This is a genomic window from Desulfovibrio sp. MES5 (genome assembly GCF_002237645.1).
Lineage (GTDB): Bacteria > Desulfobacterota > Desulfovibrionia > Desulfovibrionales > Desulfovibrionaceae > Desulfovibrio.
In genome coordinates, this window is the sequence record NZ_MJUZ01000039.1 from 1 (window position 1) to 14,743 (window position 14,743).

The 14,743-nt window shown below is 59.1% G+C and carries 15 protein-coding genes, 1 tRNA gene and 1 pseudogene; 10 read left to right on the top strand and 7 right to left on the bottom strand.

Annotation, left to right across the window (positions count from 1 at the left end):
* The coding region (locus BCS36_RS10275; RefSeq protein WP_291302029.1) for a DDE-type integrase/transposase/recombinase at positions 1–546 on the top strand (546 nt) is incomplete at its 5' end.
* A gap of 19 nt (positions 547–565) precedes the next feature.
* Here BCS36_RS10275 and tnpA read toward each other — a convergent pair.
* From tnpA to rfbB, 4 genes and pseudogenes are all read right to left on the bottom strand, one after another.
* A pseudogene (gene tnpA / locus BCS36_RS10280) lies at positions 566–766 on the bottom strand (IS200/IS605 family transposase); the annotation flags it as partial.
* Positions 767–1,245: 479 nt separating this feature from the next.
* Positions 1,246–1,794 carry a dTDP-4-dehydrorhamnose 3,5-epimerase gene (gene rfbC, locus BCS36_RS10285; protein WP_291302802.1) on the bottom strand — a complete coding sequence of 183 codons (549 nt, stop codon included), beginning with the start codon at positions 1,792–1,794 and terminating at the stop codon, positions 1,246–1,248.
* The gene (gene rfbA / locus BCS36_RS10290) at positions 1,785–2,678 is read right to left on the bottom strand and encodes a glucose-1-phosphate thymidylyltransferase RfbA (RefSeq protein ID WP_291302803.1); all 894 of its coding nucleotides are present in this window, start codon (positions 2,676–2,678) and stop codon (positions 1,785–1,787) included. Before rfbA ends, rfbC begins: the two co-directional genes overlap by 10 nt.
* Positions 2,675–3,793: a dTDP-glucose 4,6-dehydratase gene (rfbB, locus tag BCS36_RS10295; protein ID WP_291302804.1), complete on the bottom strand. Its 1,119-nt coding sequence runs from the start codon at positions 3,791–3,793 to the stop codon at positions 2,675–2,677. Before rfbB ends, rfbA begins: the two co-directional genes overlap by 4 nt.
* A gap of 204 nt (positions 3,794–3,997) precedes the next feature.
* On the opposite strand from rfbB, the gene hchA reads away from it, so the two are divergent.
* The 3 genes from hchA to BCS36_RS10310 all read left to right on the top strand — a co-directional run bounded on the left by hchA (position 3,998) and on the right by BCS36_RS10310 (position 6,402).
* On the top strand, positions 3,998–4,849 hold the full coding sequence (hchA, locus tag BCS36_RS10300; protein WP_291302805.1) for a glyoxalase III HchA: 852 nt from the start codon (positions 3,998–4,000) through the stop codon (positions 4,847–4,849).
* Positions 4,849–5,571: a PA1136 family autoinducer-binding transcriptional regulator gene (locus BCS36_RS10305; protein WP_291302806.1), complete on the top strand. Its 723-nt coding sequence runs from the start codon at positions 4,849–4,851 to the stop codon at positions 5,569–5,571. The genes hchA and BCS36_RS10305 overlap by 1 nt, the downstream gene beginning before the upstream one ends.
* A 198-nt stretch (positions 5,572–5,769) precedes the next feature.
* Positions 5,770–6,402: an oxidoreductase gene (locus BCS36_RS10310; RefSeq protein WP_291302807.1), complete on the top strand. Its 633-nt coding sequence runs from the start codon at positions 5,770–5,772 to the stop codon at positions 6,400–6,402.
* 379 nt (positions 6,403–6,781) lie between these two features.
* Here the strand turns inward: BCS36_RS10310 and BCS36_RS10315 are convergent.
* The 3 genes from BCS36_RS10315 to sodC form a co-directional block, all read right to left on the bottom strand.
* Positions 6,782–6,857, bottom strand: a tRNA-Ala gene (locus BCS36_RS10315).
* A gap of 224 nt (positions 6,858–7,081) precedes the next feature.
* Positions 7,082–8,866 (bottom strand): DUF3880 domain-containing protein, encoded by a 1,785-nt coding sequence (locus BCS36_RS10320; RefSeq protein ID WP_291302808.1) that lies wholly within the window; start codon positions 8,864–8,866, stop codon positions 7,082–7,084.
* Positions 8,867–9,345: 479 nt separating this feature from the next.
* Positions 9,346–9,882: a superoxide dismutase [Cu-Zn] SodC gene (gene sodC / locus BCS36_RS10325; RefSeq protein WP_291302809.1), complete on the bottom strand. Its 537-nt coding sequence runs from the start codon at positions 9,880–9,882 to the stop codon at positions 9,346–9,348.
* Between the two features lie 183 nt (positions 9,883–10,065).
* Here sodC and BCS36_RS10330 point away from each other — a divergent pair, with 183 nt between their 5' ends.
* The 6 genes from BCS36_RS10330 to BCS36_RS10355 all read left to right on the top strand — a co-directional run bounded on the left by BCS36_RS10330 (position 10,066) and on the right by BCS36_RS10355 (position 14,633).
* Complete coding sequence (locus tag BCS36_RS10330) at positions 10,066–10,698, top strand: RlmE family RNA methyltransferase (RefSeq protein WP_291302810.1); 633 nt, start codon at positions 10,066–10,068, stop codon at positions 10,696–10,698.
* A gap of 32 nt (positions 10,699–10,730) precedes the next feature.
* Positions 10,731–11,468, top strand: coding sequence for a YebC/PmpR family DNA-binding transcriptional regulator (locus BCS36_RS10335; protein ID WP_291302811.1), 738 nt, complete (start codon positions 10,731–10,733; stop codon positions 11,466–11,468).
* A 129-nt stretch (positions 11,469–11,597) separates the two neighbouring features.
* Positions 11,598–12,413 carry an ABC transporter ATP-binding protein gene (locus tag BCS36_RS10340; RefSeq protein WP_291302812.1) on the top strand — a complete coding sequence of 272 codons (816 nt, stop codon included), beginning with the start codon at positions 11,598–11,600 and terminating at the stop codon, positions 12,411–12,413.
* 281 nt (positions 12,414–12,694) lie between these two features.
* Positions 12,695–13,147: an outer membrane lipid asymmetry maintenance protein MlaD gene (gene mlaD, locus BCS36_RS10345; RefSeq protein ID WP_291302813.1), complete on the top strand. Its 453-nt coding sequence runs from the start codon at positions 12,695–12,697 to the stop codon at positions 13,145–13,147.
* The gene (locus BCS36_RS10350) at positions 13,148–13,792 is read left to right on the top strand and encodes an ABC transporter substrate-binding protein (RefSeq protein ID WP_291302814.1); all 645 of its coding nucleotides are present in this window, start codon (positions 13,148–13,150) and stop codon (positions 13,790–13,792) included. It begins immediately after the preceding gene.
* The gene (locus tag BCS36_RS10355; RefSeq protein WP_291302815.1) at positions 13,782–14,633 is read left to right on the top strand and encodes a VacJ family lipoprotein; all 852 of its coding nucleotides are present in this window, start codon (positions 13,782–13,784) and stop codon (positions 14,631–14,633) included. The genes BCS36_RS10350 and BCS36_RS10355 overlap by 11 nt, the downstream gene beginning before the upstream one ends.
* Positions 14,634–14,743 lie beyond the last annotated feature (110 nt).

Consider the following 14,743-nt stretch of genomic DNA (forward strand, 5'->3'; position numbering starts at 1 on the left):
AGCAAGCCGCGCCCTGTTCGGCCCTGCCAGTGGTGGGGCATCGATATGACCAAGGTCATGACGGAAAGTGGCTGGGTGTATGTTGTACTGGTAGTGGACTGGTTTTCTAAAAAGATCGTCGGCCATCGTGCTGGCTACCAAAGCCGAAGTCACGAGTGGCTGCAAGCCTTGGAGATGGGCATTCAAGCGCACTTTCCCGAAGGCGTCCGAGAACAGGGTTTGAGCCTGATGAGTGATAACGGCTGCCAACCAACAGGAAAGGCTTTTGTACGTGAATGCGCGATACTAGGCATCTTACAGGCATTCACCAGCTATAACAATCCCAAAGGAAACGTGGATACTGAACGGACAATGCGCACGATTAAGGAAGAACTTTTCTGGCTGCATGAATGGCGCAGCCTTGAGCACTTGGCCGACGCACTTTCCGGCTGGATAGAACTCTTTAATACCACGTACCTGCACTCGGCGCTTGGCTGGAAGACCCCGCAATGCGTGCATCAGCAGGCTGGTAAAAAACGGAAGGATACTCCCTTAAAGGCCGCTTGATTCATGGGGGACATTGCATCACCAGCATGTGTATATGGTCTGGCATCAAATGCCCTTTTAAAATCTCTACCCCTTTGTACTTACAAAGACTCTGCATGATTTCTTCTATACTATCGCGCAGTTCTGCGAATATTATTTTTCTTCGATACTTAGGTGTAAACACGATATGATACTTGCACAGCCATTTTGTGTGAGCTAAGCTTTGGGCCTTGGTTCCCATAACAAAAACACCCTTCTTTAAAAATTACGATGGGCTTGAACAACTTCATCGTACAGGAAGGGTGTTTTTGTGTGTATAACACTTTGTCCCCACCCGCATAGCGGGTGGTTCTCTGTTTCGCGCGCTGGCGCGCTCAACTGGCTAAAGCCATAATACTCTGTGTGGGAGGGACCCTTTTGCAAAAGGGTCCCTCCCACACACCCCCACCCCCTAAAACTCTTACTGTTTTGTAGGGGAGCAGAACGGGTTTTCTGATTTGAAGCGGAGATTACAGATGCCGCGTCTTTCAGTCGAAACGCCATCACAAAAGTACTCTGCTCTGGATTTTCGTTCTTTATAGCGGCGACAGTACACGCAAAGAAGCTCCCCGCCGAAACGGGGAGCTTCCAGAGCAGATTAACTTTGAAATGTTTCACATTTCAAATGTTCATTCAGCCGAAAATCGCATCAGAGTATGGCTTGCCCATTCCCGTTGCCGGTCACATTGCCGCAAGTCCCGCCTGAAATTCCCGCCACGAGGGCGCTACCGCATCCTTTTGCGACAGCAAGGGATGCTCCACCGGCCAGACCACGCCGAGATCCGGGTCGTTCCAGCATATAGCGCCTTCGTCTTGGGGGCAGTAATATTCCGTACATTTATAGTGAAAATGGGCGTATTCACTGGTGACCACAAAACCGTGCGCCAGCCCCGGCGGCACCCACAACTGCCACTGGTTGTCCTGCGTCAGTTCAATGCCATACCACTGCCCGAAGCTGGGCGACCCCGCGCGGATGTCTACAACAACATCAAAGACGCTGCCCAGGGAGACCTGCACCAGCTTGCCCTGGGGCCGCGTTTTTTGAAAATGCAGGCCACGCAAAATGCCGTAGGCTGATCTGGAATGGTTGTCCTGCACAAAGGGCAGGTCAATGCCCGCCGCTGCATAGCGTTGCTGCTGCCAGGTTTCGACAAAGTATCCGCGGCTGTCGCCCCAGACCTTAGGCTTGATGAGCTTGACGCCCTCTATGGGCGTTTCGACTACTTCCACTGTCCTATCCCCGTGTCCACAAGATCCAGCAAATATTGCCCATAGCCCGTCTTGGACATGGGCCGCGCCAGGGCGCGCACGTCATCGGATGAAATATAGCCATTGCGCCAGGCAATCTCTTCTAGGCAGGCCACCTTGAGCCCCTGGCGGCTCTCCACCGCCTGCACAAAGGCCCCCGCGTCCATGAGCGAATCGTGGGTGCCCGTATCCAGCCAGGCTATGCCGCGCCCCACAAGCTCCACATGCAGGTCGCCACGGGAAAGATAGGCATTATTGACGTCGGTTATTTCCAGCTCGCCGCGCGCCGACGGGCGCACAGCTCTGGCAATGTCCACCACGTCCTTATCATAGAAATAGAGCCCCGTGACCGCAAAGTTTGACTTGGGCTCCAGGGGCTTTTCTTCAATGCTCACCACGCGGCGGTTTGCGTCAAATTCCACCACGCCGTAGCGCTGCGGATCGCGCACATGATAGCCAAAAATGGTAGCGCCGCTCTCGCGCGCCATGGCCTCGCGGGTGAGTTCAGTCATACCGTGGCCAAAAAAGACGTTATCGCCAAGCACAAGGCAGACACTATGCCCGCCAATATGGTCTTCAGCCAGCAAAAAGGCCTGCGCCAGCCCTTCGGGGCGCGGCTGCTCAACGTAGTGGATAGAGCATCCCCACTGTGAACCGTCATGCAGCAAAGCCTGATACAGGTGAAGATGTTCGGGCGTGGAGATAAGGCAGATGTCACGGATGCCCGCCATGAGCAAGGTGGCCAGGGGATAGTAAATCATGGGCTTGTCGTAAATGGGCATGAGCTGTTTGCTCACGCTGAGGGTCAGGGGGTAGAGGCGTGAGCCGGATCCCCCGGCCAGAATGATGCCTTTCCACTGGTTCATCGCGTTTCTCCCGTTGCGGCGACGCGCTGCCCGTAATTGACGGCAAGCCAGTCCCTGTACGCGCCACTGCGCACATGGTCGACCCATGGTCTGTTGGCAAGATACCACGCGACCGTTTCTTTCAGGCCGCTTTCAAATGCGTGCACCGGCTTCCAGCCCAGTTCTTTTTCTATTCTGGAGCAGTCGATGGCATAGCGAAAATCGTGGCCCGGCCTGTCCGTCACAAAGGTTATGAGGTCGGCATGGCCGCCCTGACTCAAAGGAACCAGTTCATCCAGAATGGCGCAGACCGAGCGCACCACCTCAAGGTTTGTGCGCTCGGCGTGGCCGCCGATATTGTAGCACCGCCCAACAGCGCCCGATTCAAGCACGCGGGCTATGGCGGCGCAATGGTCTTCCACGTGCAGCCAGTCGCGGATATTGGCTCCCTTGCCGTACACGGGCAAAGGCTTGCCTTCGAGCGCGTTAAGAATCATCAGCGGAATCAGCTTTTCAGGGAACTGGCGCGGCCCGTAATTGTTGGAGCAGTTGGTCAGCAGTATGGGCAGGCCATAGGTTTCGTGAAAGGCGCGCGCCATATGGTCGCTGGCCGCCTTGGAGGCGGAATACGGGCTGTTTGGGCTGTACGGCGTGGCCTCGGTAAACGCCGGATCGCCGGGTTGCAGAGCGCCATAGACCTCGTCTGTGGACACATGCAGAAAACGAAATTTCTGCGCCCTGTGGGCGGGCAGGGCGCGCCACCAGTCCTTGACCACCCGCAGAAGGGACGCCGTGCCCAGCACATTGGTGCGCACAAAGGCGTCCGGGTCCACAATGGAGCGGTCCACATGGCTTTCAGCGGCAAAATTGACCACGGCGTCCGGCCTGTGGGTCTGGAGCAAAAAAGCCACCAGTTCTTCATTGCCGATGTCGCCGCGAACCAAAATATGATCCGGATCACCTGCCAGCGAAGACAGATTGGCCGGATTGCCTGCATAGGTGAGCTTGTCGAGATTGATGACGCGTATTCCGGCGCGGCGGGCCTGAAGCACATAGGCCGAGCCGATGAATCCAGCGCCGCCGGTTACCAGCTGACAGGGCGCAGGCGCATCTTTTTGATCTGAAAAATTGTTCATTACAGCCTGGTAACCTCCAAAAAATTTCAAACAGAAAACCCGAAGATTTTTGCAGACTAACAAAATGTGCAAAGCTATGGCAACAGGGTAAAATACTGCGCCGCGCCGCACAGTGAAGTTGCAGCACTGCGGAAATCCCTCATTGCGCCATGCTACCCGTCATGCCATGCTTGAAACATCAACGAACAACTCATGGAGTTTGCTATGACATATCAAAATGTTTCCGATAAAAAGCCGCAACCCGACCCGGCAGAAAAGGACGCGTTCTTTCCTTCAAGCTATTCACTGAGTCAGTTCACCTCGCCCAAGTCCGACCTGAGCGGCGCAGACTATCCTGCCCCCTACAAGGGCGCACAAAAAATTCTGATGATAGGCGCTGACGAACGTTACCTTCTGACCGACAACGGCACGTTCTTCTCCACCGGCAACCACCCGGTGGAAACGCTGCTGCCCATGTACCATCTCGACAAGGCCGGTTTTGCCTTTGACGTGGCCACCGTATCGGGAAATCCCGTCAAGTTCGAATACTGGGCCATGCCTTCTGAAGATGAGGAAGTACAGGGCCTGTTCGCCAGATGCCATCCGCAGTTCAAGCAGCCCCTCACGCTGTCGACGGTTCTTGCCCAGGGTCTTAACAACTACGCCGCCATCTTCATTCCCGGTGGCCACGGCGCGCTCATCGACATCCCAAAGAACAAGGATGTGGGCGCGGCCCTGAAGTGGGCGGCGGCCAACAACAAATTCGTCATCTCGCTGTGCCACGGCCCTGCGGCCTTCCTCGCCGTTGGCGACAGCGACATCTACCGCGGCTTCAAGATTTGCGCCTTCCCCGACGTGATTGACGCCATGCTCCCCGATATCGGCTACACGCCAGGGCACCTGACCTGGAAATTCGGCGAGAAGCTCAACGGCCTCGGCTTTGAAATCATCAACGGGGATGCCATTTCTGGCGCGGTGCACAGGGATCGCAATCTGCTCACCGGCGACAGTCCGCTGGCAGCCAACGCCCTCGGCAAGCTCGCGGCGCAGACGCTGCTTAAGGAAGTCGCCGCCTGATGCTGGAAAAGATCATGCAGGAAGCGGCATTTCGGTGCGCCCTCGCCATTGAGGGCGCGAGCAGCCTTTCCGTGATCAAAAGCGAGGTTCGCGCGTTCAGTGCCCCGCTGGGTTATGACCGCTTCGTGCTCTTCTCGGCGTCCACCGGTCGGGACGACACGGTCGAGAGCATTTATTGGGTCGAGGGCAACTGGTTTGGCGGCCATGAGCCGGTCGACGCCGTCACCTATGTGCGGCGCTGCCCTGTGACGCGGCACATTCTGGAAGCCCGCGAGCCATTCTTCTGGTCCAAGACCAAGAGCAAGGAAGGCGAGCTCTACCGTGTCGTTCGCATCCCCCAGGGCGAAGGGGTTCACGGTCTTCAGGTCCCCGTGTTCGGCCCCTTGGGGCTGGAAGGGGCCATGAGCTTCGGCGGGGAGCGAATCAACGCTTCCCCGCAGGCTCGCCTCGCGCTGAAACTTATTGCGGAAACAGCCTTTCTCGCGGCGCGCAGACTGCTGGAGTCGCCCCCTGTTGATGCCATCGGCACACTGTCCGACCGTGAACGCGAGGTGCTGACCTGGACAGCCGCAGGACGGCGGCAGGGGGAAATCGCCGCGACCCTTGCCCTTTCCGAACGCACGGTAGAAAACCATCTGCGCCGCATACGCAAACGCCTGGGCGTCGCCACAACGGCGCAGGCCATCCGGGTGGCGATCCGCAATGGCGAGATCGTCGCGTGATGCCATCAATCGCGAGAGCCGGACGGGCCAAATAGGCAAGACAGGCAAGGGGACAAGATGGCCCTTGCCATCGGTGCGCCGGCAGGCTGTGGCCGCGACCGTGCCTTTGGTCTGAACAGCTGCGGGCATGAAGCGACCGCGAGCGCACGGCGCGGGAGTGACCAACAACGCCTGCATACGGCGCATGAGGAGACTGACATGAAACTTCTTCTTGTGGGAGCGACTGGCCTTGTCGGGCAACAGGTTCTGAGCCAGGCGCTTGACGACCCGCGCGTCGACATGCTGGTGACGCCCACACGTCGCCCCCTGACCGCGCCCCACGCCAAACAAGTGGCACCAGTCGTGCGTTTTGATGATCTGCCAGCGGATGCCGACTGGTGGCAGGCCGACGCCGTCATCTGCACGCTGGGCACCACCATCAAAAAAGCCGGTTCCCGAGCCAAGTTTCGCGAGGTGGACCATGACTATCCGCTTGCCGTCGCCCGGTTCGCCAGAATGCACGGTACCCCAAGTTTCGCCATCGTCTCTGCCATGGGGGCAAACCCCAACTCCCGCTTCTTCTATTCCCGGGTAAAGGGAGAACTGGAAGCCGATTTGGCGGCGCTGAGCTTTCCTTCGCTCACACTGGTGCGCCCGGCGCTCATCGGCGGCGACAGAAAGGAGCGCCGCCCTGGCGAACAGATGGCCCTGAAGGTGCTGCAACTGCTCAATCCACTGGTTCCCAAAGCGTTGCGCATCAATCCCGGTGCAAAGATTGCGCAGGCTCTTCTTAATGCTGCCCTGCAAGGCCGGGCGGGAATCAGGGTGATCACCTCCGCGCAAATGACATGAGCCGTCCGTCCGGCGAGCCCGGCGGCCCTGTGTGCGTACTTTAAGAGGGACTTCAGTCTGAAAAGCTTTGTGGGGGAGGGCCCCTTTTGCAAAAGGGTCTCCTCCCCCACGCCCCCTCCCCCTAAAACTCTTGTTTTTGCGTTGAGGCCGGGGTTCCAGAGGCGGCGTCTTCAAGACAGCAAGGCATTTCAAAATTGTCATGCGCCAATAATACGATCGACATAATTTACACCGTGTTGCGGCGTGCTGCCCTCATGTAGGATTAAAGCATGTACCTTTTTTCAAAGATACATGCTCAAGCCTTTTTCAGCGAATGTCAGGATATGGTGATGGAAAAACAAAAAAGGGGTTACCTGTAATCAGGTAACCCCTTAAAAGATGGTGGAGAAGAAGGGATTTGAACCCTCGACCCCCGCCTTGCGAAGGCGATGCTCTCCCAGCTGAGCTACTTCCCCACGATTGGAAACATCGCAGGAAGAAAGCAATAGGCAATACGCGCACCACTGTCAAGTGCTTTGCGTTTGCGCACACGTATCCCCCTGCCGCAAAACCCGTAAACGCGCGTCATGCACGCGCCGAGCGGGCACCGTGTGCGCACCGTGTATGCAGAGTCCGTCAGGCCGTCATGCCCTGTTCAAGAGAACGAGAGCAACTGGCGCTTCTGGTAACGCGGGCATTGTCACAACGAAATGTCCTGCTCAGCAGCCGCCATTTCAATCCCGGCCATCTCGCAAATGCGCCGCACCCGGTGCATATACTCATGGGCCTGCCGCAAATGTTCACGCCAGGCCTGCCGAAGGTCGCGCGCATACGCAGGCCGGGAGCACAGGGCGTCCCAGCGCGGCCAGAAATCTTCGGGCCGATCAAGGCGAATGGCGTCAGCAATATCCGGGGCAAATATGCCCAGACCGAGCGTGGCGTCGCTGAGCAGCACCCCGCCCGCAGCCCAGACGTCAAAGTGGCGCTGACTCAGGCTGTGCGGCAAAAGCAGGCTGGTGACATTGAGCGTCGCCGCGCGGGCATACCATTGGGGCAGGGCCGTATAGTAATCCACCGGCGGCAGAATATCCGCGCCGGGCAGCAGTGTCTTCCAGTCCGCGTCACCGATGATCCGCAGCGGCGGACGTTCCTCCCCGCTTGCTCCGTCATATTTGCCCGCCCTGCCCTCCAGCAGAATCCGCAGCCACCGGGCGCGGTTGGCGCGGGCGCAGATTTCCGCTCCAAGCCCCGCCCCGCGCGCGGCGGAGCCGGGCCAGGCCACCCCTCCGAGCCGATGCCGCCACCAGAAATAATTGGGGCCGCCTGACGGCGTTTCATTGTTCTCAAGCAGCGCCAGCGCTTCATTCTGGAGACTTTCCGGCACACTGGCCGCCGCAAAAAAACGTTCCTTCTGCGGAAAGGCGGAGCGCCCCACAAAAAGCGGCCCATCCATTTCCGGCGCAGCAGGCATGGCTTCCAGCGCGCGCCACATGTGTGGAGCCACCGCCAGCGGCAGATGGTGCACATGCCGCGCCCCGGCTTCCACGAGTTCCGGCATGAAGGAGGCGTCCGTCACAAAGATGTGGGCCTCCCGCCACCAGGGCAGACGCAAGGCGGACAGCACATGCCAGGGATTGTCCACCAGCCACAGGGCCACAGGCACGCCCATGTCCCGGCAGAGATGGAACATCCGTCCCTCGGCGTCCAGCCCGCGCAGATTCACGGACAACAGCAGGCGCGGCGTGCCCTGACAAAATAGTTCACGCCAGACGGCATACACATCCGCGCGCGCCTGCCATTCATCCGGCATTGGCAAAACTGGCCCCAGCCCGCAGGCCGTCAGGGCCTGACGCAATTCCTGATGGAGCAGATGGCCGTCATGCCCCGGCAGCAGCACAGCTCCGCGCGATTTTTGGCGGATAGTGCGTGGTGCTGCACGCTTCAGGCAAGGCCCAGTAGGTTTGTCAGGCATAGCGGCCTCGTCAGGCACGACAAGCGTGGCAGGCGTGGCAGGCGCAGCGGTCCCGTCAGGCGCGGCATGCGCAGGGCCGTCGTTTTGTGCCGCCGCCTCCGCCTGCACGGAAGCTCCCAGCAGCGCGGCGTCCACGCGGCCCAACAGCGGCCCCCAGAATTCGGGAGCCAGGCGCATGCCAGGGCCATAAAAATAGCATGTGCAATGGCCGGCCACGGCCACGGCCACATCCTCGGACACTTGTTGCCAATGGGCGGGCGGAACCGCCCCGCCCCTTTGGTCAAGAGGCGGCAGAGCTTGCAGAGTGGGGGCATGCTCAAGCCAGTAGACAGTGCGCGCGTCCGCCGCAAGGGGCGTTTGCCACGGACAGCCGGGGCCGAGCCCCAAAACCAGCGCGTTGTCCCCTTCGCCCATGCGCCGCCAGGACTCCTGCCCGTCGGGCAGCGTCAGCATGCGCCCGGAAAAATCGGGCAGCCGTGTGCGTTGTGGTCTGGATGCGTGACCTGTATTCAAGCGTTTTCCGATCGGCTGAGTTGCCGTTATATACTGTTGCCGTTGCGTCGCCACAGGTTTGCCGCCCGGTCGTGCGCATGGCGGTTACTGTGGACAAGACCCGTCAGCGGGCGGGCTGCACCGCCTGCCCATACCGCGTGAATATTTTTCGCCAAGGGGGAGCAGCAAGCGCGGCTTTGCTCCGCCTGCCATAACGCCTGCCAAACATGTCTGCCAAAGATGTCGGACAGACATGCCTGCCCGCACTTCCTGCCGTTCCGCGAACCCGTTTCGCCCCCATATCGTGCCCGTACTGCGTAAATACCGCCGCCAGAGGCGAGGGCAAAATGCCGGGGCAAACGCGGGCGTCTGAAAATCATTTTGCCCTGCCCGCTGACGCGCAGCATAGCCAATGCCTGCCGCCACGGGCAAGCCCGCCACGCAAAAAAACCCCGCCACATTTCGCGGCGGGGCCAATAAAAAAGGAAGGATTGAACGTGCTACTTGATCACGCCGCAGGCTATGCGGGCTCCGCCGCCGCCCAGGGGAGCGGGCTGGTCGGAGTAGTTGTCGCCGCCGGCATGAATAACCACGGAACGGCCCTTGAGATCCTTGACGGCCAGATTGGGGGCGCTCAGCTTGCCCTTGACTTCGCCCTTGGCATCGGCGGTGATGGCGGGCAGGTCACCCTTGTGGCCGTGCTTGCCGGGGCCCTCATGCTTGCCGGTTTTATCGGGGTCAAAATGGCCGCCAGCGGCGAGGCCAGCCACCTTTTTGCCGTCTTTTTCGGCAGGAGCGCAAGAGGGATTTTCATGTACGTGGAAGCCGTGCTGGCCTTCGCTGATGCCCACCACGTCCACCAGAATGTCCACGCCGCCCTTGCTGTCATCAGTAAAAGTGATGAAGCCGATGGCGTCGCCAACGCCGTCATCGGTTATTTTATTGACAGGAACCTTGACGCTCTCAGCCTGAGCCGCGCCAGCTCCGATCAGGAGGGCGCAACACATAACGCACAAAGCCAGTAGACCTTTTTTCATGTATGAACTCCTTAGTTTTTTGGCGCGCAACGAGGGAAATCGTCGCTACCTGTGAAAACTTACTAATAAGCTAGCGCATCCATACGGTCTGGTCAACGCGTCATTTTTTTTCGCGGGCTCGTCCCCACAGCGCCACTTGGCGAAGCAAAGAAAAAAGAGTATGGTTTCGTGTTGGTATTTATTATGAAGGAATATCGAGACCATTACTTCCTCAAGGCCAAGCGCGAGAACTATCCCGCGCGTTCGGTCTACAAGCTCAAGGAACTGGACGCCAAGTTCCGCCTGTTGCGACCCGGCCAAAAGATTCTGGACCTGGGGGCAGCCCCCGGCTCATGGTCATTGGGCGCGGCGGAAAAGGTAGGATCCAAGGGTTTGGTTCTCGCCTGTGACATTCAGAGTACGGAGACGACCTTCCCCCCCCAGGTCACCTTCATGCAAGAGGACGTGTTTAACCGCTCTTCGGCCTTTGAAACCAAGCTGCAAGAACTCGGCCCCTTTGACCTTGTCATAAGCGACATGGCCCCACGCACAACAGGCACCCGCTTTACCGACCAGGCCCGCTCGCTGGATCTGGCCGTGGAGGCTCTGGCTGTCGCCTGCCTGCATTTGAAGCCGGGCGGCGGCTTTGTGGTGAAAATTTTCATGGGCCCGGACGTTCAGGAACTGCTGGCGCCCATGCGTCAGGCATTTACAACGGTCAAGTCCTTCAAACCCAAGAGTTCGCGTGCCGAAAGCAAGGAAACGTTTTTTGTTGGCCTTGGTTTTCACGGCAAGCCGGACCAGACCGATCCGGTGGCAACGCCGCCGGGCCGGTAAAACAATTATTCCCTAAAGGTTTCGGAGGTTTTATGTCTGGTCACAGCAAATGGGCCAATATTCAGCACCGCAAGGGGCGTCAGGACGCCAAACGCGGCAAGATATTCACCAAGGCTGCCAAGGAAATCATCATCGCCGCCAAGACCGGCGGCGACCCTGTCAGCAACTCCCGCCTGCGCGCGGCCATCGCAGCAGCCAAGGCGGTGAACCTGCCCAAGGACAAGATTGAGGGCGCCATCCGCAAGGGCACCGGCGAAGACGCTGGCGGCGATCTCACCGAAACCTTCTACGAAGGCTACGGCCCCGGCGGCATTGCCGTCATGGTTGAAGTGGCCACCGACAACAAGAACCGCACCGTTGCCGAAGTACGCCACCTTTTTTCCAAGCATGGCGGCGCCATGGGTGAAAACGGCAGCGTTGGCTGGATGTTTGACCGCAAGGGCGTCATCAGCATCGAAAAGAACGCCTACCCTGAAGACAAGATTATGGAAGCGGCGCTGGAAGCCGGAGCCGACGACGTTATTGATGATGAGGACGAATGGACCATCCACACGGCCATGAGCGATTTTACGGCCGTGCGTGACGCCCTTGAAGCTGCGGGCATTGCCATGCAGTCGGCCGAGCTTGCCATGGTGCCGCAAAACCTGGTGGGTGTTGACGCCGACATGGGCCAGAAGGTTCTGCGCCTCATGGACGCCCTGGACGACAACGACGATGTGCAGAACGTATACGCCAACGTTGACTTTCCCGACGACATGCCTACCGATTAGGCTGGTCGAAAAGTCAAACTTGTTCCCCCGCTCCGCCTGGGGTAAGCTGTGCGTTACCCCTGGCGGGCGGACAAAAGCCAATGTTTTTGCTCCGGCAGCCCTGGCGATTCTTTTGAAGGCAGGCAGCACATGCAAGCATGGGACATAGAGTTTAAGGATCTCACCGTTGGCTACGGAAGCCATGTAGTTCTTCACGATGTCAACGCGGTATTGCCCGGCGGCAAGGTGTCTGTCATCCTGGGCGGCTCCGGCTGCGGCAAATCCACATTGCTGCGCCACATTATCGGTCTTTCGCGGCCCCTTTCCGGCCATGTGCTCGTTGGTGGGCGCGACCTCTTCTCCCTTGGCAAGGCCGACTTTCGCCGCATCCGCCGCCATATGGGCGTGCTTTTTCAGGACGGCGCGCTGCTCGGCGCTCTGACCCTGGTGCAAAACGTCACCCTGCCCCTGAGCGAACATTTGCGCCTGCCTGCCGCCACAGTGCGCGAGGCGGGCCTGCGCGTGCTGCGCATGGTTGGCCTTGACGAATTTGCCGATTTTTATCCCAACCAGCTTTCCGGCGGCATGCGCAAACGCGCCGGGCTTGCGCGGGCCATTGTGGCGGAACCGCGCGTGCTCCTCTGCGACGAGCCCACATCCGGGCTTGATCCCATAACCGCCGCCCGCATGGACGACCTGCTGCTGGCCATGCGTGAGCAGTACACGGGCATGAGCGTGGTTGTGGTGAGCCATGATCTCGCGAGCCTGCGGGCCATTGCCGACCACGTACTCGTGCTGGCTGACGGAAAGGCGCTGTTTTCCGGCACCCTGGCCGAACTTGAGGCCAGCGACAACCCATACCTGCGCCAGTTTTTACACCGCGAAGCCGGTGACGAGCGCCGCGACCTGCACCAGCCCATTGACCCTGCGGTAAGCAAGGCCCTTGACAACTGGCTGGCTTCATAAGCACATGCAGATGCGCGCAAAAGGCTTTGCGCGCCCAGATTTCATCGCGTATGGGGCCCCCAGCGCCCCTTGCGCCAGACAATGTGACCCGCTGCGCAGCAAGGCGACTGTAGCCTGAAGACAAGCCGCCAGGGCGCGCTGCCGGAATTCAGCAGTGAATCCGGCATGCCGCCAGTAACACCCCTGGCATGTTCGGCATAATGCTTGAAAATTTGCGCCTGCCTTCATATAGTATCGAAGAATGACTGTAGCCTCGGCTATGGGGGAGAGATGCAAACCCAATGAATACCGTACGAGAAACCGCTGTGGGCCTTTTTGTGCTGATAGGCCTGCTCTGTGTCGCCTACCTGACCATCAAGCTTGGCAAAATGGAAGTTTTCACTGGCCCTGGCTATGAGCTCAATGCCAATTTTGACTCTGTGTCGGGCCTGCGTGTGGGCGCGGATGTTGAAATGGCGGGCGTGCCCGTGGGCAAGGTCACCGGCATCCGGCTTGACCCCGACCCCATGCGCAATCAGGCCGTGGTGCGTTTGCGCTTCGACAAGGACCTGCATCTTTCTGATGACAGCATTGCCTCCGTGCGCACCAGCGGCCTTATCGGCGACAAATTCATCAGTATTTCCCGGGGCGGTTCGGAACACATGCTTGCGCCCGGCGACACCATTACAGAAACGGAATCCGCAGTTGACCTGGGATCCCTTATCAGCAAATATGCTTTTGGAGGAGTGAAATAGATGTTCTCCCATGCATTTTCACGCCGCATCACTCTTGCCCTGTGCGGTCTCTTGCTGGCCTTCATTCTCCTGCCTGCCGCAGCGCAGGCCAATTCTCCTGCCCGGCAGGCTCTTGAGACGGCCACCAACCGCATCCTGAACTTCATCAAGAATCCTGATTACGTGAATCCCGCCACGCGCGGGCCCATCCGTCAGCAGATCGAAGACGAAGTACTGCACATTTTCGACTTCGGCGAATTTTCCTCGCGCACCGTGGGCCCCCGCTGGCAGTCCTTTACGCCGACACAGAAAAAAGCCTTCAGTGACGCTTTCGCCGACCTGCTCATCAGCACCTACATCAACAAAATTGACGGCTACAACGGCGAGCAGGTGGTGTACACCGGCGAAGTGGCTTCACCCAAGGGCGACCGGGTCGAGGTGCGCAGCGTCATCACCATGAAGGACGGCAAAAAAGTGCCCGTGGCCTACCGCATGCTGCCCAAAAACGGCAAGTGGATGGTCTATGACGTGCTTATTGAAAATATCAGCCTGGTCAAAAACTACCGCACCCAGTTTCAGGACATCCTGAACACGGATTCACCGGAAAACCTCATTGCCCGCATCAAGGACAAGGCAGTGGAAGTGCGGCAGGAACATGCCAAATAACTATCTGTCGCGTCAGGCGCAAACTCTCGCGCTCAGCATCCTGCTGCTGGTCGGCGTCATTGGCCTGGACGGCAACCGGGCCATGGCGGCTCAAGGCGTCAGGCAGTCTCCCGCGCCCTCCACGGTTTATGGCGGCGCGCCCATGCTGCCCGCCGGGGCCGTTACCGTCACGCCCTATGGCTCCCTGCGTCATGCCGACGATCTGGACGACTACGATACCGCCGATATCGGCAGCATCGCCGACCCTTTTGAACCCTGGAACCGCTTCTGGTTCCACTTCAATGACATTTTCTATCTGTACATTGCCAGGCCTGCCTATGACGCCTGGGTATTCATCACGCCGCATCAGGTGCGCGGCGGTTTGAAAAACTTCTTTTCAAACCTCCTCTTTCCCGTGCGTTTTGTGAACAACATCCTGCAATTCCGGTTTATGGAAGCTGGTGTGGAATTTGGCCGCTTTGTCATCAACACCACATCAAGCCTGGGCCTCGCCGATGTGGCCAAGGGCCATAAAACCATTGTGCCCGTTGATCCCACCGGTGAAGACTTCGGTCAGACCATGGGTCGTTGGGGCATAGGGCAGGGCTTCTACCTGGTGTGGCCCATTATTGGCCCCAGCTCCGCGCGCGATACCATTGGCCGCGTGGGCGACCTCTTTGCCGACCCGCTCTTTTACCTGAAGCCCTGGGAACTCGGGGCAGGCGTGGGCGGCGGCCTTCGCTTCAACGCTCTTGGCGATGTGCTGCCCCTGTATGAAGACCTGAACAGCGTGGCTCTTGATCCCTATCTTGCCATGCGCGAGGCTTACGTGAACTTCCGTAAATCGCAGGTCATGCACTAGTCGGCGCTAGCTGGACTATCACGTTGAAATGCTTTGTGGGGGAGGGGGGGGGTGGACATCCGGGAGTGCTGCTCTCCCCCCCCCCCCCACCCCCCACACAGCCCGCCGGG

Excerpts from the sequence above, each read along its gene's own strand:
- rfbA (WP_291302803.1), bottom strand. The coding sequence starts at position 2,678 with ATGAACCAGTGGAAAGGCATCATTCTGGCCGGGGGATCCGGCTCACGC.
- rfbB (WP_291302804.1), bottom strand. The coding sequence starts at position 3,793 with ATGAACAATTTTTCAGATCAAAAAGATGCGCCTGCGCCCTGTCAGCTG.
- hchA (WP_291302805.1), top strand. The coding sequence starts at position 3,998 with ATGACATATCAAAATGTTTCCGATAAAAAGCCGCAACCCGACCCGGCA.
- BCS36_RS10305 (WP_291302806.1), top strand. The coding sequence starts at position 4,849 with ATGCTGGAAAAGATCATGCAGGAAGCGGCATTTCGGTGCGCCCTCGCC.
- BCS36_RS10310 (WP_291302807.1), top strand. The coding sequence starts at position 5,770 with ATGAAACTTCTTCTTGTGGGAGCGACTGGCCTTGTCGGGCAACAGGTT.
- sodC (WP_291302809.1), bottom strand. The coding sequence starts at position 9,882 with ATGAAAAAAGGTCTACTGGCTTTGTGCGTTATGTGTTGCGCCCTCCTG.
- BCS36_RS10330 (WP_291302810.1), top strand. The coding sequence starts at position 10,066 with ATGAAGGAATATCGAGACCATTACTTCCTCAAGGCCAAGCGCGAGAAC.
- BCS36_RS10335 (WP_291302811.1), top strand. The coding sequence starts at position 10,731 with ATGTCTGGTCACAGCAAATGGGCCAATATTCAGCACCGCAAGGGGCGT.
- BCS36_RS10340 (WP_291302812.1), top strand. The coding sequence starts at position 11,598 with ATGCAAGCATGGGACATAGAGTTTAAGGATCTCACCGTTGGCTACGGA.
- mlaD (WP_291302813.1), top strand. The coding sequence starts at position 12,695 with ATGAATACCGTACGAGAAACCGCTGTGGGCCTTTTTGTGCTGATAGGC.
- BCS36_RS10350 (WP_291302814.1), top strand. The coding sequence starts at position 13,148 with ATGTTCTCCCATGCATTTTCACGCCGCATCACTCTTGCCCTGTGCGGT.
- BCS36_RS10355 (WP_291302815.1), top strand. The coding sequence starts at position 13,782 with ATGCCAAATAACTATCTGTCGCGTCAGGCGCAAACTCTCGCGCTCAGC.